At 46.4% G+C, this 19,390-nt stretch carries 19 protein-coding genes; 7 read left to right on the top strand and 12 right to left on the bottom strand.

Annotated elements, in window-relative coordinates:
- Together murQ and AC1RNB_RS08335 are read left to right on the top strand one after the other, a co-directional pair.
- A complete protein-coding gene (gene murQ / locus AC1RNB_RS08340) occupies window positions 1-822 on the top strand; it encodes an N-acetylmuramic acid 6-phosphate etherase (protein ID WP_493082211.1) in 822 nt (273 codons plus the stop codon).
- 7 nt (window positions 823-829) lie between these two features.
- Window positions 830-1,393, top strand: a complete 564-nt coding sequence (locus AC1RNB_RS08335; RefSeq protein WP_493082210.1) for a hypothetical protein — start codon at window positions 830-832, stop codon at window positions 1,391-1,393.
- A 29-nt stretch (window positions 1,394-1,422) separates the two neighbouring features.
- Here the strand turns inward: AC1RNB_RS08335 and AC1RNB_RS08330 are convergent, their stop codons facing one another.
- Complete coding sequence (locus AC1RNB_RS08330) at window positions 1,423-2,025, bottom strand: TMEM175 family protein (RefSeq protein ID WP_493082209.1); 603 nt, start codon at window positions 2,023-2,025, stop codon at window positions 1,423-1,425.
- A gap of 175 nt (window positions 2,026-2,200) precedes the next feature.
- Between AC1RNB_RS08330 and AC1RNB_RS08325 the strand changes: the two genes are divergently transcribed.
- The gene (locus AC1RNB_RS08325; RefSeq protein ID WP_493082208.1) at window positions 2,201-2,359 is read left to right on the top strand and encodes a hypothetical protein; all 159 of its coding nucleotides are present in this window, start codon (window positions 2,201-2,203) and stop codon (window positions 2,357-2,359) included.
- Window positions 2,360-2,577: 218 nt separating this feature from the next.
- Here the strand turns inward: AC1RNB_RS08325 and AC1RNB_RS08320 are convergent, their stop codons facing one another.
- The 3 genes from AC1RNB_RS08320 to AC1RNB_RS08310 all read right to left on the bottom strand — a co-directional run bounded on the left by AC1RNB_RS08320 (window position 2,578) and on the right by AC1RNB_RS08310 (window position 6,989).
- Window positions 2,578-4,848, bottom strand: coding sequence for a tetratricopeptide repeat-containing sensor histidine kinase (locus tag AC1RNB_RS08320; RefSeq protein WP_493082207.1), 2,271 nt, complete (start codon window positions 4,846-4,848; stop codon window positions 2,578-2,580).
- 62 nt (window positions 4,849-4,910) lie between these two features.
- Entirely contained in the window at window positions 4,911-6,587 is a 1,677-nt protein-coding gene (hutU, locus tag AC1RNB_RS08315; protein ID WP_493082206.1) for a urocanate hydratase, read from the bottom strand.
- A gap of 90 nt (window positions 6,588-6,677) precedes the next feature.
- Window positions 6,678-6,989: a hypothetical protein gene (locus AC1RNB_RS08310; protein ID WP_493082205.1), complete on the bottom strand. Its 312-nt coding sequence runs from the start codon at window positions 6,987-6,989 to the stop codon at window positions 6,678-6,680.
- Between the two features lie 204 nt (window positions 6,990-7,193).
- Here AC1RNB_RS08310 and AC1RNB_RS08305 point away from each other — a divergent pair, with 204 nt between their 5' ends.
- Together AC1RNB_RS08305 and AC1RNB_RS08300 are read left to right on the top strand one after the other, a co-directional pair.
- Window positions 7,194-7,937 (top strand): electron transfer flavoprotein subunit beta/FixA family protein, encoded by a 744-nt coding sequence (locus AC1RNB_RS08305; protein WP_493082204.1) that lies wholly within the window; start codon window positions 7,194-7,196, stop codon window positions 7,935-7,937.
- 158 nt (window positions 7,938-8,095) lie between these two features.
- Window positions 8,096-9,061, top strand: a complete 966-nt coding sequence (locus AC1RNB_RS08300; RefSeq protein ID WP_493082203.1) for an electron transfer flavoprotein subunit alpha/FixB family protein — start codon at window positions 8,096-8,098, stop codon at window positions 9,059-9,061.
- Window positions 9,062-9,205: 144 nt separating this feature from the next.
- Here the strand turns inward: AC1RNB_RS08300 and AC1RNB_RS08295 are convergent, their stop codons facing one another.
- Both AC1RNB_RS08295 and AC1RNB_RS08290 read right to left on the bottom strand, forming a co-directional pair.
- The gene (locus tag AC1RNB_RS08295; protein WP_493082202.1) at window positions 9,206-9,541 is read right to left on the bottom strand and encodes a cupin domain-containing protein; all 336 of its coding nucleotides are present in this window, start codon (window positions 9,539-9,541) and stop codon (window positions 9,206-9,208) included.
- A 122-nt stretch (window positions 9,542-9,663) separates the two neighbouring features.
- Window positions 9,664-10,233, bottom strand: coding sequence for a YceI family protein (locus AC1RNB_RS08290; RefSeq protein ID WP_493082201.1), 570 nt, complete (start codon window positions 10,231-10,233; stop codon window positions 9,664-9,666).
- Between the two features lie 130 nt (window positions 10,234-10,363).
- On the opposite strand from AC1RNB_RS08290, the gene sucC reads away from it, so the two are divergent.
- Complete coding sequence (gene sucC / locus AC1RNB_RS08285; RefSeq protein WP_493082200.1) at window positions 10,364-11,575, top strand: ADP-forming succinate--CoA ligase subunit beta; 1,212 nt, start codon at window positions 10,364-10,366, stop codon at window positions 11,573-11,575.
- 50 nt (window positions 11,576-11,625) lie between these two features.
- Here the strand turns inward: sucC and AC1RNB_RS08280 are convergent, their stop codons facing one another.
- Genes AC1RNB_RS08280 through AC1RNB_RS08255 form a run of 6 tightly spaced genes read right to left on the bottom strand, consistent with a single transcriptional unit; the run spans window position 11,626 to window position 16,202 of the window.
- Window positions 11,626-14,097: a TonB-dependent receptor gene (locus AC1RNB_RS08280; protein ID WP_493082199.1), complete on the bottom strand. Its 2,472-nt coding sequence runs from the start codon at window positions 14,095-14,097 to the stop codon at window positions 11,626-11,628.
- A 34-nt stretch (window positions 14,098-14,131) separates the two neighbouring features.
- Window positions 14,132-14,524: a Dabb family protein gene (locus AC1RNB_RS08275; RefSeq protein WP_493082198.1), complete on the bottom strand. Its 393-nt coding sequence runs from the start codon at window positions 14,522-14,524 to the stop codon at window positions 14,132-14,134.
- 45 nt (window positions 14,525-14,569) lie between these two features.
- Entirely contained in the window at window positions 14,570-15,199 is a 630-nt protein-coding gene (locus AC1RNB_RS08270) for a SprT-like domain-containing protein (RefSeq protein WP_493082197.1), read from the bottom strand.
- Window positions 15,199-15,588, bottom strand: coding sequence for a hypothetical protein (locus AC1RNB_RS08265; RefSeq protein ID WP_493082196.1), 390 nt, complete (start codon window positions 15,586-15,588; stop codon window positions 15,199-15,201). The genes AC1RNB_RS08270 and AC1RNB_RS08265 overlap by 1 nt, the downstream gene beginning before the upstream one ends.
- A gap of 1 nt (window position 15,589) precedes the next feature.
- Complete coding sequence (locus AC1RNB_RS08260; RefSeq protein WP_493082195.1) at window positions 15,590-15,802, bottom strand: AtpZ/AtpI family protein; 213 nt, start codon at window positions 15,800-15,802, stop codon at window positions 15,590-15,592.
- 4 nt (window positions 15,803-15,806) lie between these two features.
- The gene (locus AC1RNB_RS08255) at window positions 15,807-16,202 is read right to left on the bottom strand and encodes a hypothetical protein (RefSeq protein WP_493082194.1); all 396 of its coding nucleotides are present in this window, start codon (window positions 16,200-16,202) and stop codon (window positions 15,807-15,809) included.
- Between the two features lie 84 nt (window positions 16,203-16,286).
- On the opposite strand from AC1RNB_RS08255, the gene porW reads away from it, so the two are divergent.
- Window positions 16,287-19,349: a type IX secretion system periplasmic lipoprotein PorW/SprE gene (gene porW, locus AC1RNB_RS08250; RefSeq protein ID WP_493082193.1), complete on the top strand. Its 3,063-nt coding sequence runs from the start codon at window positions 16,287-16,289 to the stop codon at window positions 19,347-19,349.
- Window positions 19,350-19,390 lie beyond the last annotated feature (41 nt).

Below are 19,390 nucleotides of genomic sequence, written 5' to 3'. Positions count from 1 at the left end.
ATGTCAGACTTTATTAAAGTAACCGAACAATCGTCTACTTACCGTCATCTGGAGAAGATGTCGATCCTTGAATTATTACAGAATATCAATACGGAAGACCGTACCGTACCCGAAGCGGTTAACAAAGCGATCCCACAGATCGAAAAACTCACTGCCGCCATCAGCGATAAAATGCTGGCCGGCGGAAGGTTGTTTTATATCGGTGCCGGTACCAGTGGCCGGTTGGGTATTGTGGATGCGAGTGAATGTCCGCCCACTTTCGGGGTTCCTTACGGATTGGTGATCGGTCTCATCGCAGGGGGCGAAAAAGCCATAACCCAGGCGGTTGAATTTGCAGAAGACAGTATAGACGAAGGCTGGAGCGATCTGCAGAAACATTTTGTAAGCGATAAAGATGTAGTGGTGGGCCTGGCAGCGAGTGGTACCACGCCGTATGTAATTGGTGCTTTAAAACAATGCCGTAAAAGAGGCATTATTACCGGTAGTATCAGCTGTAACCCGAATTCTCCTGTATCGGCAGAAGCTGATTTTCCGGTAGAAGTAGTGGTTGGCCCCGAATTCATTACCGGAAGCACCCGTATGAAAAGCGGTACCGCACAGAAACTGGTGCTGAACATGATCTCCAGCACGGTTATGATACAACTGGGTAGGGTGGAAGACAACAAAATGGTGAACATGCAGTTGAGTAATGTAAAACTGGTTGACCGTGGCGTAAAAATGGTGATGGATAACCTGCAACTGGCCGACTATGAAAAAGCCAAAGACCTGCTGTTGAAACACGGCAGTGTCAAAAAAGCAGTAGAAGCCGCTTCGGCCTCTTAGATATAATATGCACGAAATAGAACCTTTTTATAACTGGCGGCATATTTATATAGCGGAGGAAGACCCCCGCTCTCCTTTTTTTGGCAGAACTTACAGCGAGTTTGAATTTTCGCAAACCGTGTACAATTATTATATCCATCCGCAATGGGATGATTTTGGCAGCCGTACACTCTACATCAAGATCATTTATGTGGATTATGAACTCAATTTCGCCATCATGGAATTATTGGGCGAATGGAATGATGCCATCGAGAATGATATCATGGAACTGAAGCGGGAAGTGATGGATCTGTTATACAAACAGGGCATTTACAAATACATTATCATCACCGAGAACGTACTCAACTTTCACAGCAGCGATAAAGAATATTACCAGGAATGGTACGAAGAAACCAGCGAACAGAATGGCTGGATCGTTTCCCTGAATATGCCCGAAGCCACCCAGCAGGATTTCAGGAAAAAGAAACTGAACTACTATATCGAGCTCATGGAGTTACCCGATTGGCGTGTGTACAAACCTTATCATCTTTTTAAGAAGATAGATGACGAGCTAAACCGGAGACTTGCGTAAGGATTGGCGGATGACGGATTCGCGAATTTTTAATTTTTAATTTTTAATTCGGAATGCTCTTCTGCTAATTTCAACTCAATCCGTTTATCCGGTATTAACCACATCACCGCCACCAATGCATACAACAGCAGACTGATCCACCCGGCTACAAATGCGAGGGGGATGGCAAGGGCATATACAACAACAGAAATTTTTCCTTTAACATCCATGCCCAGGGCCCTGCCAATGGTAGAATCTTTTCCATGCAAACCCACCAGGCAACGGGCCAGTATAAAATAGGCGATCGCAGCCATGAGCAGATCCAGCCCGAAAACAGCAGTAGGCAGTGGTGCAAAATGATTCTCTCCCATCCAGCCGGAAGAAAAGGGCATCAGCGAAAGCCAGAACAGTAAATGATTATTGGCCCACATGATTTTTCCATTGATCTGGTGAGCGGCATGCAGCAGGTGGTGATGATTGTTCCAGTAAATGCCCACATATACAAAACTGAGGATATAACTCATGAATACCGGTGCCAGCGGTTGCAGATCTTCCCAGGCGGCCCCATGCGGCACTTTCATTTCCAGTACCATGATCGTGATGATGATCGCCAGCACCCCATCACTAAAAGCTTCCAGTCTGCCTTTGCCCATAAAATTGTTTTAAACATAACCAATATACAATCTCCCCAGCAAGTCACAAAGCTGACGAATAACAATTTTCAAAACAAGATCCGTCATCCGTTAATCCGTCATCCGTAAATTCTGTTGGACAATAGCGGGAAACTGTTTATCTTACTGCAGATTCTTTCACACAAAATCATGCAATATGGCATTACCAGTAAACAATAAAAACAGCGGTAAACCCGGCAGCAAGAGCACCAAGGGTGGACTGCAGGGATCCAAGTTCATTGCCAAACCCAATGCAGCCAAACCCATGGGCGGCGGTAAGAAACCGATCAAAACCGGTGGATCGAGAGGAAGCTGAGCGCTTCGTTTGAATATCGAATATCGATCAGGGAATATCGAATGTCGAAGTTTTGCAGCTGACATTTCCATTATTACCTAATGAATGCAAGAGCCACAAATTCGTCACTTAACATCGTGCGCATTTGTGGCTCTTCTTTTTTGTTCATCTGTTCGTCTGTTCTTTGTCCTCCGTTCAGTATTCGGCGTTCCCTGTTCGTTATTCGATATTCCCTCCCTTTACGCCGCTGGCAACACCACCGTAAACTCACTCCCCTCTCCTTGTTTGCTCTCTACCCGGATATTCCCCTGCATCAATACGGTAAATGTTTTGCATAAGAGCAAACCCAATCCCGTGCCAGTTTCTCCATCAGTTCCGCGTTGGGTATCGAGCGACTGGAGATAAACGGGATCATTGAAGGCTGTGACTTTTTCAACCGGCATACCTGTGCCGTTATCTTTTATTTTGATGGATACCTGCCCCTCTTTCTGTAGAGCACTGATCTCGATAGCACCTCCATTGGGTGTAAATTTGATGGCATTACTGATCGTATTGCGTATCACGAGTGCCAGCATGTTTCTGTCGGCTGAGGCAATCAACCCTTCATCCGTCTGATTGATGATGCGGATGTTTTTTTCATCGGCCTGTTTCTGCAAAACAGCCACTGTTTCATTGACCAGTTCTTTTACCGGCACCGGAACAATGCTGGGAGTAAAACCTTTCATCTGACTCGATGCCCAGTTCAACAGGTTTTCCATCAGCACAGAAGTATGTTGTAACTGGTTTTTCAAAGTGGCCGCATACAAGCGTAATTTATCGGCAGGGATATCCGCATCTTCGAGAATATCAATAAAAGAGATCAGCGTATTTACCGGCGAACGCATATCATGACTCACCACACTGAAGATCCGGTCTTTCACATAACCCAGTTCTTCCAGTTCTGATTTCTGTTTACTGATAATTGTATTCAGTTTCCGGGTTCTGCGCTGGTTCTGAAAAATCAGTACGGCAATCAACAGTATCAATCCCATACCAATCGCGAGGAACCAGGTCAGCTTTTGGTTAAACCGGATCTCCAGCAGCTGCTGGGCAATCTGTTTGTCGCTGATATCTTTGGCCAACCTCGCTTCCAGTGTATTTTTCTCCATCTGCGAAGCCTGTTGTTCCTTTTCGCGCTGCAGGGTGGCCTGTTGCTGTAAATAAGTAAGCCGTTGCAGGTCTTTCTCTTTACCCACCAGCAGCAATTGCTGCTGCTGCTGTTTGCCGAGTAATTGCTGCTGTACCAGTTGCTGACTGGTTACTAACTGCTGGTATTTCAAGGAGTCTTCGCGTTTACCAAATTCATACTGCAGTTCGCGGCGGTTGATCTCTTTTGTTTTTTCAAGATTAAACACACTATCGCGGTAAGTGATATGTTCTTTGTAAGAAGCCAGTGCCGAAACCGCATCTCCCAATTGTAATTCAACTTCCGATTTGGTGTCATAGGCAAAGTTCAGCCCGTTAACATCTTTGGCCTCCTTACGAAGAGTTATGGCACGGTTGGCATTGGCCAAAGCTTTGGTGAGTAATCCTTTGCGGGTAGACAGTTCGCCGCTGAATGGAGAAGCAACCGTGTCTTTGGCCGCCTGCAGGTACACTTCGCCCATGGTTAACAGGTTCTGCGCAATGGCAATTTTATTGCCCACTTTTTCAGCTATCTGCAATGCTTTTTCGTAGTAGGTAATCGCTTTTACATAATTACGCTGCGTTTGGTAAACTCTGCCAATGCCCTGCGAGTTACCGGCAATCGCATTCAGGTTACCCAGGCTTTCATTCACCTGCAAAGCACGGCTGATATATTCGATGGCTTTGGAAAAATTATGCTGGTAGAGATAAATATACCCGGCATTTCCGGTATACGCGGCAACACCTGCTTTATTACCCAACTCCTCATAAATGCGGATAGCCCGCTCGTAATAAGCCAATGATTTTTCGTATTCCTTCAGATAGGAATATACATTACCGATATTACCGATCACAGATCCCATACCGGCTTTGTTACCGGTTTCTTCGTGCATTTTCAGGGCTTTCAGGTAATTCTCCAGCGCTTTGGGATAAGCGCCCTGATAGAGATAATTAGAACCAATACTACCCAAAGAGCCCGCCATCGTTTTTTTTTCTGCCAGTTGTTCCGCAATGGCGTAAGCCCTGTTATGATAACCGATCGATCTGTCAAAATCGCCTTTGATCTTGTAGTTTACACCAATGGCGTTATAGGCATCCATCAGTCCGCGGGTATATTGTTTTTTCTCAGACAGTTCCCGGGCCGATTCTCCGTAACGGATGCCTTCTGCAGGATTGATATCTGCATATACATTCGACAGATCAATCATCAGCTTCGCCTTGCCCGTATCTTCGGCCATGGCAGGAAGTTGGGAAAGCAGGGAGTCGATCCTCGCCTGCCCTCTTTTCTGGGCATGCATAGAATAAGATGCCACTAGTAAAAGGGCAAGCAAATAAATTTTTCTCATGTGCTGGAAACCCGATTTGAATAACAACAGGAATGAAAATAAAGGTTTCCGCTGGTTCCGCCTTATTTTAATCGATCGGTAATGGACAGATGATATTTCCGCAAAGTATCCAATGCTATATCATACCCCGCATCTGCATGCCTGATCACACCCATACCCGGATCGTTGCGTAATACACGCGCCAGCCTGGCTGCGGCCTCATCGGTTCCATCGGCCACAATCACCATACCTGCATGAATACTATATCCCATACCCACACCGCCGCCATGATGCAGGCTTACCCAACTGGCACCTCCCGCGGTATTCACCAGTGCATTCAGTACCGGCCAGTCGGCCACCGCATCACTGCCATCCAGCATCGCTTCTGTTTCGCGGTTGGGCGATGCAACGGATCCTGTATCCAGGTGATCACGTCCAATCACAATGGGCGCTTTCACTTTTCCGGTACGCACCAGTTCATTAAATGCCAGACCTGCTTTTTCTCTCTCACCCTGTCCCAGCCAGCAGATCCGCGCAGGTAATCCCTGGAAAGCAATTCTTTCCCGCGCCATTTTCATCCAGCGCTGCAGGCTTTTATTTTCGGGGAACATTTGTATGATCAGTTCATCCGTTACGGCAATATCCGCCGGATCGCCGCTCAAAGCCGCCCAGCGGAAAGGGCCCTTGCCCTCACAGAACAATGGACGGATATACGCCGGCACAAAACCCGGAAAATCAAATGCATTCTGCAAACCTCTTTCCTGCGCACGTGCCCGTAAATTATTGCCATAATCAAAAGTGATGGCTCCTTTTTTCTGCAGCTCCAGCATCAGTTCCACATGCAGTTTCATACTATCGTAACTCAGTTCAATGTATTGTTTCGGATCTTTTTCGCGCAGCACATTCGCAGCTTCATTGGTTAAAGTATGCGGCACATAACCGATCAGGGGATCGTGTGCAGATGTCTGGTCCGTCAATACATCCACTGCAATATTTCTTTCCAACAAACGCTGCAGCAAACTAACTGCGTTGCACAATACACCGATACTCAATGCTTCCCCTTTGGCTTTGGCATCCAGCGCCCGGTCAATGGCTTCATCAATCACTTCATATTTTACATCCAGGTATTTTGTCTCCAGTCTTTTGTTTATGCGCCAGCCTTCTACTTCTGCCACCAGGCAAACCCCGTCACACATGGTAACTGATAAAGGCTGTGCGCCACCCATGCCACCCAACCCCGCCGTTACACAAAGTTTACCACGCAGGGTTCCGCCAAAATGTTTATCTGCGAGAGCTGCAAAAGTTTCATAGGTTCCCTGCACAATTCCCTGCGAACCGATATAGATCCAGCTACCAGCTGTCATTTGCCCGTACATCATCAATCCCTTTTTCTCCAGCTCGGTAAAATGCTCCCAGGTGGCCCATTTGGGAACCAGTTGTGAATTGGACAGCAATACCCTCGGCGCATCCGGATGTGTTTTCAGAATACCTACCGGCTTACCGCTTTGTATCAACAGGGTTTCGTCTGCTTCAATATCTTTCAGGGCTTTGATGATCAGGTCCAGGCTCTCAAAATTCCGCGCTGCTTTTCCCCTGCCCCCATACACGATCAGGTCATCCGGCCGCTCGGCCACTTCCGGGTCCAGATTATTCAGCAACATCCGCAATGCCGCTTCCTGTATCCATCCTTTGCAGTTCAGTTGAGTACCGGTGGGAGTTTTGTAGGCAATGGGATCGTATGTACGGGTAGTCGTATTCATGTGGGCAATCGTTGCTTTTAAAGTAAAAAGTCAAAATTCAAAAGTCAAAATATTTCAAATTTTTAATTTTTACTTTTTAATTTTTAATTATCAGTATACCAGGTCCTCATACGCCGCCTGCAGCTCACTATACGCATGATTATCACCGGCTTGTTTGGCGGCGGCCATTCCTTTTTCGTACCACTGTATCGCCAGCTCGCGTTCTTCCATTTTCTCCAAAAGTTTGGCCAGATGATAGTAAGACCCCACATAATCAGGCGATTCCGTCAGAATGGCTTCAAACAGTTCCCGCGCAGGAGCATCCTCCCCTATTTTTAAATACTCAAGCGCCAATGCGTGCCGAAGAAAATTATCGTTCGGACTGGCTACCAAAAACTCCCTGATCCTGGCTATTCTATCCATGTGGTAAAGGTAAGAGGAAGTTTGGGGTTTGGAGTTTGGGGTTTGGAGTTAACAACCAAACAAAATTTCTCCCCAACCCCAAACTCCAAACCCCAAACCCCCAACTCTCTAAATTTTTCTTCCACAAAACTTTGCTACTCTCAAAACCTTCCTATATTTGCTAATAGTTGTTTATGCAACTAATTAACGGTAAACTTATTCCTTATGAAAATTCTTGTGTGTATCAGCAAAACCCCGGATACCACTTCCAAAATTGCCTTTACCGATGGCAATACGAAGTTCGATGAGACCGGTGTTCAGTGGATCATCAACCCTTACGACGAGTGGTACTCCCTGGTTCGTGCCATTGAATTAAAAGAAAAAGACGCTTCTGTTACCATTCACCTGGTTACGGTGGGCGGACCCGATTGCGATCCCGTGATCCGCAAAGCACTGGCATTGGGTGGCGACGAAGCTATCCGCGTAAATGCCGACAGTACCGACAGCTATTTTATCGCCGCACAGATTGCCGAAATAGCCAAAAAAGGCGCTTACGATCTCATTTTCACCGGTAAAGAAGCCATCGATTACAATGGCTCTTCTATCGGTGGTATGGTGGCCGAACTGGTAGACGCCCCTTATATTTCTCTGGCAACCCTGTTTGAACTCAACGGAACCACTGCTACTATCACCCGCGAAATTGAAGGCGGCGAAGAAGTGGCCGAAGTGAGTCTGCCCGTGGTGGTCAGCTGCCAGAAAGGAGTAGCCGAACAAAGGATCCCGAATATGCGCGGCATCATGGCGGCCCGTACCAAACCTTTACAGGTGGTAGAACCCACAGCTGTAGACGCTTTAACCAGCGTGGTCAGTTTTGAACTGCCCCCTGCCAAAGCCGGCGTAAAACTGGTAGACGCGGATAATGTAGCAGAACTGGTAAGACTATTACACGAAGAAGCGAAAGCAATATAAAAGTTAGGAGTTGGGAGTCTGGAGTTAGGAATTATTTTGGGCCAGACTTTATTGCTTCCTTCAGCTTTGCTTGCGTCGCACACTGGAACAGTTAGTTCTTTTATCAGCCACGGGAAATTTTCAAATTCTCACATTTTCAAATTCTCAAATTACACCCCATGTCAGTTTTAATATTCGTTGATCAGACAGAAAACCACATCAAAAAAGGCGCTTACGAAGCCCTTACCTATGGTGTGCAGGTAGCCAAACAACTGGGTACTACGGCCGAAGCGCTGGTACTCGGAACGGTGAACGATAACCTGGCTTCGCTCGGTAAATACGGGGTTACCAAAGTACACCAGGTAGCCAACGAAACCCTGAACCATGTAGATGCGCAGCTCTACGCCAAAGTCATTGCCGAAGCAGTTACTGCCAGCGGCGCCAATGTGCTGGTTTTCTCGCATAACCAAACCGGCAAAGCGGTAGCGGCCCGTGTGGCAGCCCGTTTAAAAGCCGGCGTGGTAACCGGAGCCTGTGCCCTGCCCGATACGAGCAATGGTTTCGTGGTTCGCAAAACAGTGTTCTCCGGTAAAGCTTTTGCCAATGTGAGTATTAACTCTCCCATCAAAGTCATTTCTCTCAACCCCAACAGTTACCAGACCGTTGCCGGAGAAGGTACGGCCGAAGTAGTGGCATTGAATGTAGCCGTAGATGCGTCCAAAGTAAAGATCACTGCCGTTAATAAAGTAAGCGGCGAAGTGCCTTTAACAGAAGCCGATATTGTGGTAAGTGGTGGTCGCGGTTTAAAAGGACCCGAGAACTGGGGCGTGTTACTTGACCTCGCTAAAGAACTCCACGCCGCCACCGCCTGCAGCAGACCCGTGGGTGATGCACACTGGCGGCCACACCATGAGCACGTAGGACAAACCGGCGTACAGGTAGCACCCAACTTATACATTGCCCTCGGCATTTCCGGTGCCATCCAGCACCTGGCCGGCGTAAACCGCAGTAAAGTGATAGTGGTCATCAACAAAGACCCCGAAGCACCTTTTTTCAAAGCCGCAGATTACGGTATCGTAGGCGATCTGTTCGAAGTAGTTCCCAAGCTCACAGAAGAGATCAGAAAAATGAAAGCTTCGGCGTAGAGAGAACGAATATCGAATATCGAACAGGGAATGTCGAATGTCGAAGTACATTTCCTTATAAGAAATCCCGCTCCATTAGAGCGGGATTTCTTATGATAACTACCCTACTTCGACATTCGTTGTTCGATATTCGGTGTTCGGTGTTCACCTGCTTCCCAACGCCCGATAATCTTCTCTCACCGGATAAAACACATCCAATATCCTGCAATCCGTTACCGCCAATCCCGAATGCACCGTATTCGAAGGAATCACGATCACTTCTCCGGAACTAAAACGGATCGGCTTCCCATCCAGTGTCAGCTCAAACTCTCCTTCCAGCATGATGGACACTTGCTCGTTGTGATGGGCATGTGCTGGCAATGTTTTGCCAGCCTCCACATCAACAAAAGAGAAAGTCATATTTTCTGTATGAATAAACCTGGCGAGATAACCATCGATTAATTGTTTGGGTTCAATAGCAGCGACTTTGATTTTTGACATAGTATTTCAGTTAAATGAGTTAGCATTTTTATAAGAGCAAGTTACCCGGAAACCAGGGTTCCGGACAAAAAAAAGCATTGACAGTTCGCCAATGCTTTTCGGTGGGGGGGGGGTAAATCGTTTTATTTTGCAAACAGGTGAATCGCCAGTTGTACATCATTGGCAACGTTACCTGCGCCATAATTGATCCCAACCAGGGTTTTGTCCAGGCTCAGGAATGATTGCGCAAAAAAGCCTTTCTCATCTGAATTACGGATCTGTGCTTTCAGTTTAACAGGAACGGTTATGCCTTTTACAGTCAGGTTACCGCTGATGTCTGCATTGCTGGCATCTGTATAGTTAACAGCTGTGATCTCGTAAGTAGCTTCTGCAAATTTGGCAACATCAAAGAAATCAGCAGATTTCAGGTGACCGGCCAGTCTCTCGCCACCACCCGCATCGGTTACTTTCAGGTTAGCCAGATCGATCACGAACTTGCCGCCTTTCAGTTTACCACCGTCTACGGTTACGGTACCACTTTTCAGCGGGAAAATACCGGTATGGAAATCAGATTTTTTGGTTCCTACCCAGTCAACACGGCTTTTATCAGTGTTTACAGTCAGGGTTGCGTCTTGTTTAACACTTTTAGGGGCAAAAGAGTAAATGCCTGTTAAAAAGGCGATGCCTGCTAAGGCGAGGATTGCTTTTTTCATAATGGTGGTTGTTTAAGTAGTTTATTTTACGGTGCGGGAGTAAAAATAGGAGATTTAATGTTACAACAATAATAATTATGCGTAATTCTGAATGAGGGTTTCGCTTATCTTCGCAAAAATTTTTCCCCACATGAACCTTCACGAATACCAGGCCAAGGAATTACTGAAAAAATACAATGTTCCCGTTCAGGAGGGCATTGCCGTAGATACCGTAATGGCCGCAGAAGAGGCTTACCGCCAGATCAAGACCCAAACGGGTAACAATTTCGCCGTAATTAAGGCCCAGATCCACGCCGGTGGCCGTGGAAAGGGTAAAATCGCCGGTTCTGAGCAGCGGGGCGTGGCAGTTGGTAAAAGCCTGGAAGATGTAACCACGATTGCCAAAAATATTCTCGGCGGTACCCTGGTAACCATCCAGACCGGTGCAGAAGGAAAAAAAGTAAACAAGATCCTGGTGGCCCAGGATGTATATTATCCCGGCCCTAACCCCGTAAAAGAATTCTACCTCTCCATCCTCCTGGATCGTGCCAAGGGTATGAATGTAGTGATGTACAGTACTGAAGGTGGCATGGACATTGAAGAAGTGGCCCATAACACTCCCGATAAAATATTCAAAGAATGGGTACACCCAGGTGGTGGCCTCCAGGGTTTTCAGGCAAGAAAAATTGCCTTTAACCTAGGACTGAGCGGCGAAGCTTTCAAAAGCTGTGTGAAGTTTGTGACCAACCTGTACAATGCGTATGTAGGACTGGATTGCAGCATGCTGGAAATTAACCCACTGTTCAAAACCAGCGACGAAAAGATCATTGCCGTTGACTGTAAGATGAACATCGACGACAATGCTTTGATGCGTCACCCGGATATTGCCGCACTGCGTGATGTAACAGAAGAAGATCCTACCGAAGTAGAAGCCGGACAGTACAACCTGAACTTTGTAAAACTGGACGGTAATGTAGGCTGTATGGTAAATGGTGCAGGTCTGGCCATGGCTACCATGGATATGATTAAATTAAGTGGCGGTGAGCCTGCCAACTTCCTGGATGTGGGCGGTTCTGCCAATGCACAAACCGTAGAAGCCGGATTCCGTATCATTCTGAAAGACCCTAACGTGAAAGCGATCCTGATCAATATCTTCGGTGGTATTGTTCGTTGCGACCGTGTGGCGGCTGGTGTTATTGAAGCCTTCAACAAACTGGGCAATATCAATATCCCGATCATTGTTCGTTTACAGGGAACCAATGCGGTGGAAGCTAAAAAACTGATCGACGAAAGCGGGCTGAAAGTACAGTCTGCTATCCAGTTAAGCGAAGCAGCTGACCTGGTAAAAAAAGCAGTAGCTTAATTCTCACTGAACCATATTTTCAACGCCGGTTGTACCTACAGCCGGCGTTTTTATTTGCGGGATAGGGTGATTGACTGCACAAAACGCATACCATTTGCCGTGATACCCGTAACGGTTACCTGGTAACTGGCTACTGCATCGGCGGTATAAAAAGAAATAGCGGCTTTACCGTTATCATCTGTTAATCCATCCCCATTCCAGAAAATCAAGCTACGGGTATCGGGCAGTTTACTGTTCCGGATCTCTTTTACAGCATAATCTCTTTGTGCAAAAGGTTCCGATACATGAAAGCCTTTTACAACCAGGTTGCGGATGCCATTGGCTTTGCCTGTTTCGTCCAGCATCATACGTGAACGGGTATTGACGATGATAACCCCATTGCCTCCCCTAACGCCATAAATAGCCGCTTCCGGTCCGGTAAGCACTTCTATAAACTCAACAGTGCTGGGATCAATTCTGTTCAGCGCCAGTAACACAGGACTGGGTTCAGAACCCGGCAACTTATCAGAAGTATCTGACGGAATAGGCACCCCGTCTATCAGTAACATCGGTTCCGTGGCTGCCCCAATGGCAAAAGAATTACCGCCGTTCACCGTTACATAACCATTGCGCAGATGAATACCCGGCACACGGAAAATGGCATTACTCAGACTGTTTCCACCCATTTTCGCAAACACTTCGGGTGGTATGATCTTGGAGAACAGGCTCTGCCTTTTCTTCACATCATATCCCGGATCTTTTTTAACCAAACCGGTAACGGTTACATCCGTGAGCCATTCTTTTCCGCGTTTGAATGTGAGGGTGTCCTGTACCGACTGACGCACCATCGTTTTCCGCGCCGTTTCTATGGCTGTCATTTCAAAATACTGTTTGGCGGCCGCAGGGGTAGTTACTTTCGGAAAATGAAATAGCGTATCCATCTGTATTTTTCCGGGATATAATCTGCCGGAGAAATCTGTTACCTGCAGGTTAAACCGGGTCTGGTCATCATACGCCGTAAAAGGAAAAATGAACCGGCCATCCGCATCGGTGGTATCTGTCTCAAACAGCTTTGTTTTCAGATCACCAAAAATGGTGATGATCTTTTTTGCCTGGGGCCTGTTGCGCTCATCGAGTACTTTTCCGGCTAAGTACAAACTGCTGTCTTCTGTTATCACAGGAGATTCCGGTATGGATTGATGAATATTAAAGGATGAAAGCCTATTTTTTTGTGTGAGTAATAACAGCTCCCAATCTTCTGCAGAACGTGGTTGATTACCGGCCCAATCAGCAATTGCAATCGTATTATTTTCCTGATTCACCGGCTCGATGGATTTGAGTGGTTCGTAAAAAGCTGCTCTCGTTATATCATTTACTTCTACCGAAAAAGAAGCTACCTGCGGCCGGTTACCGGCATCGGTAACCTGTAAAGACAAATTCACTTTTTCCCTGGCTCCGTAATTCGGCTTGTCGGCTGTTAGTGCTATGCTGGTTTCATTCCCGTTGATATACACAGCCCTTTCACTCAATGTTTGTTGTTTCTCATCAAACAAAATAAAATGGGCTATCCCTTTCGGAAACCGGTATTCGGGTATCACCAGATCGTAAGAACCTTTGCCTACGCCCGAGAAACAAAGGCTGTCTCCGGCCACACCCAATACATAGGTTACTTTATCTCTGCGAAAAACAGAATCCTCCAGTAATACCCGCAGTTTACGTACCCCATTCACTTCATGTACCGCCAGCTGTGCACCAAACAGGTTTACCGCCGGAAGTGTATACCGCATATCCGCCAGCGCTGTTCTTTGCAGATGCAACTGGTATTTGCGCCATGTCCAGCAGAAAAAACTGAATTTTCCCAACCCCGCAGCATTCGTAGTTACCATAGCCACTACTGAATCTTTTTCATCTTTTACAAAACCGGTTGTTGCAATCGGATTCCCTTTGGTATCGGTGGTTCTGATAGCCACCAGGGTGCTAGCCCCTCCTACCATCGTACCTCCTTCCGGAAAAAACTGTACCAATACAGCATCTTTTTTGTCGGCAACTGGCATGGCTTTGGTTGCTTTCAGAGGGTGTGGATCGGGCTGTAAAGAATTGATCACATACAAAGCCGCTACCGCCATGGGCGCTGCCGCATGCTGTAAACTCAATTTGGTATAAGCACGTAACCAGTAATGCCCAGAAGTCATCGTATCCGGCAGCGAAAAACTACCATCCGTTTTGAACGCTCCTGCCTGCAGTAAAAAAAGGCTTCTGCTACTGTCTCGCTCATCCACCAGGTCAACATATAACAGATTACTCTGCCGGGAGGGTTTTCCGGAAACTGCCTTTACTACAAAAGCCTTAAAAAACACCTGCTCCCCTGCCCGGTAAACAGGCCGGTCGGTTTGCAGGTAAATCCGCTCCTGTACATGGCTCCGCAGTGAACGGATATATTTTCCTGCCAATGAATCCAACTGCTGCATAGCTGTTCCCTGTGCACTGGTTTCCGCGAAACCAGACAACAATACAGAACAGAAAATGAGTAAATGCAAACGCATAGAAGAGTTTAACAGGAACCTGATCTATCGTTACTTACTTATGCTGCCAGTAATCTACCACAGTTACTTTATCAATATGCGGCCCCGCAATATCCGTGAATGCTTTATGAGCAGGATGTACCAGGTAGGCATCTCTGTCTTTGGCAGAACTGAAACTCAGGAAATAACAATGTGTTAAACCCTGGTTCAGGTTTTCCGGACTGTTATTTACCCCAAACTCAAAATCTTTGATCAGGCTGATCTTGGAAGGCAGTTCGCGAAAAGCCTGTTCTATTTTTTTTACATCCGCTGCCGTTGATTGGTCTTTGTACTTGAATAAAACCACATGCCGTAACAAGGCTTTGGAATTTTTATCAGCAGTTGCCTGAGCCATAACAACATGAATGGAAGTGAAGAGAATAAAAGCAAGGAAAAAGATCTTTTTCATACGGGTTTGTTTGTCTAAATCTACAACAATCCCGTTACAGAAAAATCAGGCCGTGGGCAGGAGCCTGACTTCGGTAATGGCACTGAAGGTATAGCGGTTACCCGTTTTCACTTCTACACATTCAAACCGTTTTCTGCGCAGGGCGCCTTTGCGGAAGATCCGGCCGTTTTCGGTCTGGAAAAGTGCATTTTCCGGCACATCAATTACATGTAATATACCCTCTCTTTTTACTTCATTATATTTTCGCAGTACGAGTAAAAGTTCTGTTTCGCCGTTGGCGGTGGCAGAGGGGTTGTTGATGGATTTCTGCAATGCTTTCTCCACATCGGCCGGGAATACTTTTTGCTGCACAAAATCAACCAGCAGACGGCTGTAGTTCGCTTTCCATTCTTTTCCATGTGGTTCTACCCTGTTCTTATGCAGTTCATACGTGAGTAAATGGGCCAGCTCGTGTAATAAAGTAATCAGGAACTCGTATTTATTCAGGTTACCGTTTACACTGATACGGTGATTGCTGCCCCAGCCGGAATGCCGGTAATCGCCCAGCACAGATTTGCGCTGTTTGCTGATGGTGAGATGTACTTTGTAGTGATGAATATAACTGACTACCCGCTCAAATGTTCCTTCGGGTAAAAAATCCGCCAGGGCCTGCATGGGATGTTCTGATACCGACATTATGGTTTTGACTTCATCCGTAAAGAGATGCGAACTTCGAGCCAGGTATAGACAAAATATAATCCCATGCCTACAAAAATGGCGTTTTTACTTCTGCCGGGACCGGCTACTACCAGGTAAATAACAGTGGCTACGGCCAGGCCGATCAACTTGAGAAAAGTACCCAGCATGACACCCCTGATCACCGCTGCCGGTTTGGCTTTAGCAATGGTTTTCAGTTGGGCAAAGATATTCAGCACAGCGAACAGGAATAAAAGCAGGTTGGCACCCATCACCACCTGCCAGCTGATCTTAATAGTTGCCAGGCTCTCCTTCAATAAAAAACTGGTAACTGACACCAGCACAAAAACAATAACAAAAGGAAGGTACCAGGACTTTGTTTCTTTCATATCATGATTTCTTTGACAGATCCCTGACCAGTTTGATCAGCATACCCACCAGTAAAAATAAAGGTAATAGCCAAACAAACAGCGGTTTGCGGAAACCAGCTTTCTTATCCAGCCAGGTACCACCATATACCGCCAGCAACAATACCACTACCAGCTGCGTTGCAAAACCGGCATACTGCATCAGGCCATTGTAGGAAGGTGGTTTATCTGGCATACCCTTATTCGGTTGAAGCTTCTGTACCGGGTAAGTTTACCGGGATGGTATCCAGCTGTGCCGGCGAATTGCCGGAGAGTACTTTTTTAACCCCTTCCAGGTATTGTTCCTTGTACCGGATGGCCTGCTCCAGCGAATCGGTACGTATTTTCAGCACCTGCAAAGCGGTTCTGCTTTCACGGGTTCCGTACCCGGGGATATAATATTTGATGGGCGAAAAGGCGATCAGCGCAATGGTTAATCCTACCAACACCACAAATATGGTACTCAGACCGATATACACGCTGAAACGGGTAAGCCGGAAGGTCACTACTTCCTCGTAAGTGTCGTCGTTCATCACCACCAGCCGGTAGCTGTTACGCAGACGTTTGAGGGTATTATTGATTTCTAAATTGCTCATTTTGTTAAATCAGGCTAAAGGTAACAACGAATCTGCTTTTCACCATGCGCAATTGAGAAATAACTGTAATTTTAGACACATTTTATGTACCTGATCCCACTACGAACATACGACCGGAGATATACGTGGTTATTAACCTGCTGTCTTTGCTTTTTTTCCCTGCTCTTTGCTGCTGAAGCCTTTTCACAGGCCGCTGGCGCTCCTGTAGAAGTGAAGAAACCCAAAAACTACGAAAACAGGACCCTTCCTTCTGAAAGAACAGGTAATAAACCCTTCACTTTGCCGCGCCGGATATATAACAATACAACAAGCCGGTTCAATTATTATTTCAATGCCAATACCAAACTGAACGAAGCATTAGAGAATGCCAAAGCCGGTTTTCAGGACGATTATACCAAACTTTTGTCCTTTTATAATTATACGCTCGAAGAAACTGCCAAGGGCCAGATGGATTCCATCATCTACAAATGTACAGCTGGCATTTTGCTGCATGATCTGCGCAGCGATTGGGTAGACAAACTCTACCTGCTCATGGGCAAAGCCTACCTGTTCCGGAAAGATTTTGACTCGGCCAGCTCGGTATTTCATTATATCAACTACGCTTTTTCTCCCAAAGACAATGGATACGATATTCCGATCGGTAGTAATGCCAGTAATACCAATGGTGTTTTTACCATCGCTACCAATGAGAACCGGAGTCTCTGGAAAAAACTCACTACTGCCCTGCCCAGCCGCAACGAAAGTTTTCTGTGGCAGGTACGCAATTATATTGAGCTGGATCAATTGGCAGAAGCCGCAGGTTTACTGGAACTGATCGGAACGGATCCTAATTTTCCGGAGCGCTTGCAGGCCGATTTTCATGAGATGATGGCTTATCTCCTATACAAGCAACAGGTATACAACGGATCGGCCGATCATTTATTGAAGGCACTGAACAAAGCAGCTTCGAAACAGGAAAAAGCACGTTGGGAATACCTGGCCGGGCAGTTATACCAACTGGGTAACCAGGAAACAAAATCCATTCAACTGTTTGAGAGGGCCGTACAACATACTACCGATCCACTACTGGAAGTATATGCCCGCATGAACATCGTAGCCATGGCTTCCGCTACACAGGAGAACGCCATCCAGCAGAACCTGGACGAGTTACTGAAAATGGCCCGGCGCGATAAATACGAAGCCAATCGGGATGTCATTTACTACGCCGCCGCACAACTGGAACTGAAACGTAAAAATTATACAGCCGCTGAAAAGCTGTTACTAAATAGTATCCGCTACAATACCCAGAACCCGTTACAACGCGAACTCAGCTTTCTTTTATTGGGAGACATGAATTACCCCATCAAAAAATATGGGGCCGCTCACAGGTATTACGATAGTATCCAGACTGCTGTGTTAAAAGAAGAAGACAAACAACGGGTAGAAGAACGAAAACCAGCCCTGAAGATTATCAGCGAAAATGAAGAGACCATTCAACGGGAAGATAGCCTGCTGCGCCTGGCCAACCTCGCACCCGAAGAAAGAGAAGCCATCCTGAAAAAGCTACTCAAACAATTACGCAAAGAAAAAGGCATCAAAGAGGTGCCGGCCGATAATCTCTCTTTCGGCAACACATTGGCAGGTTCTGCCAACCAACCTGCAGATATTTTCGGAAGCAGTGGTTCAGAATTTTATTTCTTGAGCAATTCTGTAAAAGCAAAAGGTTCCGTAGACTTTGCTTCCAAATGGGGCAACCGTCCCAATGTAGATAACTGGCGCCGGCAAACGGCAGTCAACAGTTCGTTAAGTACCATCACCAGCTCAGCCACTTCTGAGAAATCGGGTAAAGACAGCAGCCGGAAAACAGCTGATAAAGAAGTAAACCTCGCTTCGCTTGGCAGGGATATACCGCTAACGGCAGAACAACAGAGTGCTGCCAACCAGGCCATCATCAAAGCCCTTTTATCCAATGCACTTACTTTCCAGAACCAGCTGGAAGATTATCCCTCGGCTATTGAGATGTATGAAGAACTGCTGCGGCGTTATCCGGAAAGTGCGGAAGTAGAACAGGCTTTGTTCAACCTTAGTTACTGTTACAAAAAAACGGGCAGAACCAGTCGCGCAGACTCAGCCCTGGCCCAATTAAAAACAGCATTCCCGGGTGGTAAAATGCTGACGCAGTTAAATACCGCCATGGCAGATAAAAAGAAAGCAGACCCTGCGCAGAAACAATACGAAGATATTTATGGCATGTTCCTATCCGGCAGGTTTGAAGAAGCCAGGGAAGCCAAACTGAAAGCAGACAAAGAGTTTGGCAAGAACTACTGGACACCGCAGTTACTGTATATCGAATCGATCTATTATGTAAAACAGAAACAGGATAGTGTGGCCATTAACCGGCTGGAAAATATTGTGGGCCTGTTTGGCAGTTCGCCGCTGGCAGAAAAAGCCAAAACCATGATTGATGTACTGAAGCGGAGAGAACAGATCGAAGCTTATCTGACGAATCTAAACCTGGATAAATCAGATGATCGGGCTTCCCGCCGGGTAGACCTGAATGCAACAGCACCGGTTATTGCCAATACCAACCGCACAAAAGATACCGCACTGAATGCCCCCAAACAATTGGCAGCGGCACCCAAACAACTGGTTGACATCAGTGATACCAAAACCATCTCCACTGCCGCAGTGATGAAAAAAGATTCGGTAAAACAGGTAGGCCCCAAAGAATTGAAAAAGATCGATTTTGGCAATGCCGTGACCGCTGCGCCTACTTTGAACAAGACCTATACATTCAATGCATCAGATACCCAATACGTAGTAGTGTTACTGAATAATGTAGACCCCATTTTTGTAACCGAAAGCCGCAACGCTTTTAACCGTTATAATCAGGATTTTTATGCCGACAGGCAGATCCAGGTATATAACCGCCGCATCAATGCCCAGTACAATTTTCTCATGTTCGGGCCATTTGTGAATGCCGGAGATGCGCTTACGTATATAGACAAAGTAAAACCATTGGCCAGAACCAGGATCATTCCCTGGTTAACCACCGATAAATACCGTTTCAGCCTGATCAGCAATGCCAATATGGAGCTGTTGATCAGTACACAGGACATTGAAGGTTATCATACCTTTATGCACCAGGTATTTCCGGATAAATTTTAACCTGAAAAAAACAACGGCTTTGTAAATCTTGTGTAGATTGA

It is taken from the genome of Sediminibacterium sp. GW821-FHT12F12, from assembly GCF_058806635.1.
The sequence above is the reverse complement of the archived record's forward strand: the minus strand, read 5'-3'. Positions and strand labels throughout refer to the sequence as shown.

Excerpts from the sequence above, each read along its gene's own strand:
- AC1RNB_RS08265 (WP_493082196.1), bottom strand. The coding sequence starts at position 15,588 with ATGAAAGAAACAAAGTCCTGGTACCTTCCTTTTGTTATTGTTTTTGTG.
- sucC (WP_493082200.1), top strand. The coding sequence starts at position 10,364 with ATGAACCTTCACGAATACCAGGCCAAGGAATTACTGAAAAAATACAAT.
- AC1RNB_RS08270 (WP_493082197.1), bottom strand. The coding sequence starts at position 15,199 with ATGTCGGTATCAGAACATCCCATGCAGGCCCTGGCGGATTTTTTACCC.
- AC1RNB_RS08320 (WP_493082207.1), bottom strand. The coding sequence starts at position 4,848 with ATGAGAAAAATTTATTTGCTTGCCCTTTTACTAGTGGCATCTTATTCT.
- AC1RNB_RS08255 (WP_493082194.1), bottom strand. The coding sequence starts at position 16,202 with ATGAGCAATTTAGAAATCAATAATACCCTCAAACGTCTGCGTAACAGC.
- AC1RNB_RS08310 (WP_493082205.1), bottom strand. The coding sequence starts at position 6,989 with ATGGATAGAATAGCCAGGATCAGGGAGTTTTTGGTAGCCAGTCCGAAC.
- AC1RNB_RS08280 (WP_493082199.1), bottom strand. The coding sequence starts at position 14,097 with ATGCGTTTGCATTTACTCATTTTCTGTTCTGTATTGTTGTCTGGTTTC.
- AC1RNB_RS08295 (WP_493082202.1), bottom strand. The coding sequence starts at position 9,541 with ATGTCAAAAATCAAAGTCGCTGCTATTGAACCCAAACAATTAATCGAT.
- AC1RNB_RS08335 (WP_493082210.1), top strand. The coding sequence starts at position 830 with ATGCACGAAATAGAACCTTTTTATAACTGGCGGCATATTTATATAGCG.
- AC1RNB_RS08330 (WP_493082209.1), bottom strand. The coding sequence starts at position 2,025 with ATGGGCAAAGGCAGACTGGAAGCTTTTAGTGATGGGGTGCTGGCGATC.
- porW (WP_493082193.1), top strand. The coding sequence starts at position 16,287 with ATGTACCTGATCCCACTACGAACATACGACCGGAGATATACGTGGTTA.
- AC1RNB_RS08260 (WP_493082195.1), bottom strand. The coding sequence starts at position 15,802 with ATGCCAGATAAACCACCTTCCTACAATGGCCTGATGCAGTATGCCGGT.
- AC1RNB_RS08300 (WP_493082203.1), top strand. The coding sequence starts at position 8,096 with ATGTCAGTTTTAATATTCGTTGATCAGACAGAAAACCACATCAAAAAA.
- AC1RNB_RS08275 (WP_493082198.1), bottom strand. The coding sequence starts at position 14,524 with ATGAAAAAGATCTTTTTCCTTGCTTTTATTCTCTTCACTTCCATTCAT.
- murQ (WP_493082211.1), top strand. The coding sequence starts at position 1 with ATGTCAGACTTTATTAAAGTAACCGAACAATCGTCTACTTACCGTCAT.
- AC1RNB_RS08290 (WP_493082201.1), bottom strand. The coding sequence starts at position 10,233 with ATGAAAAAAGCAATCCTCGCCTTAGCAGGCATCGCCTTTTTAACAGGC.
- hutU (WP_493082206.1), bottom strand. The coding sequence starts at position 6,587 with ATGAATACGACTACCCGTACATACGATCCCATTGCCTACAAAACTCCC.
- AC1RNB_RS08325 (WP_493082208.1), top strand. The coding sequence starts at position 2,201 with ATGGCATTACCAGTAAACAATAAAAACAGCGGTAAACCCGGCAGCAAG.
- AC1RNB_RS08305 (WP_493082204.1), top strand. The coding sequence starts at position 7,194 with ATGAAAATTCTTGTGTGTATCAGCAAAACCCCGGATACCACTTCCAAA.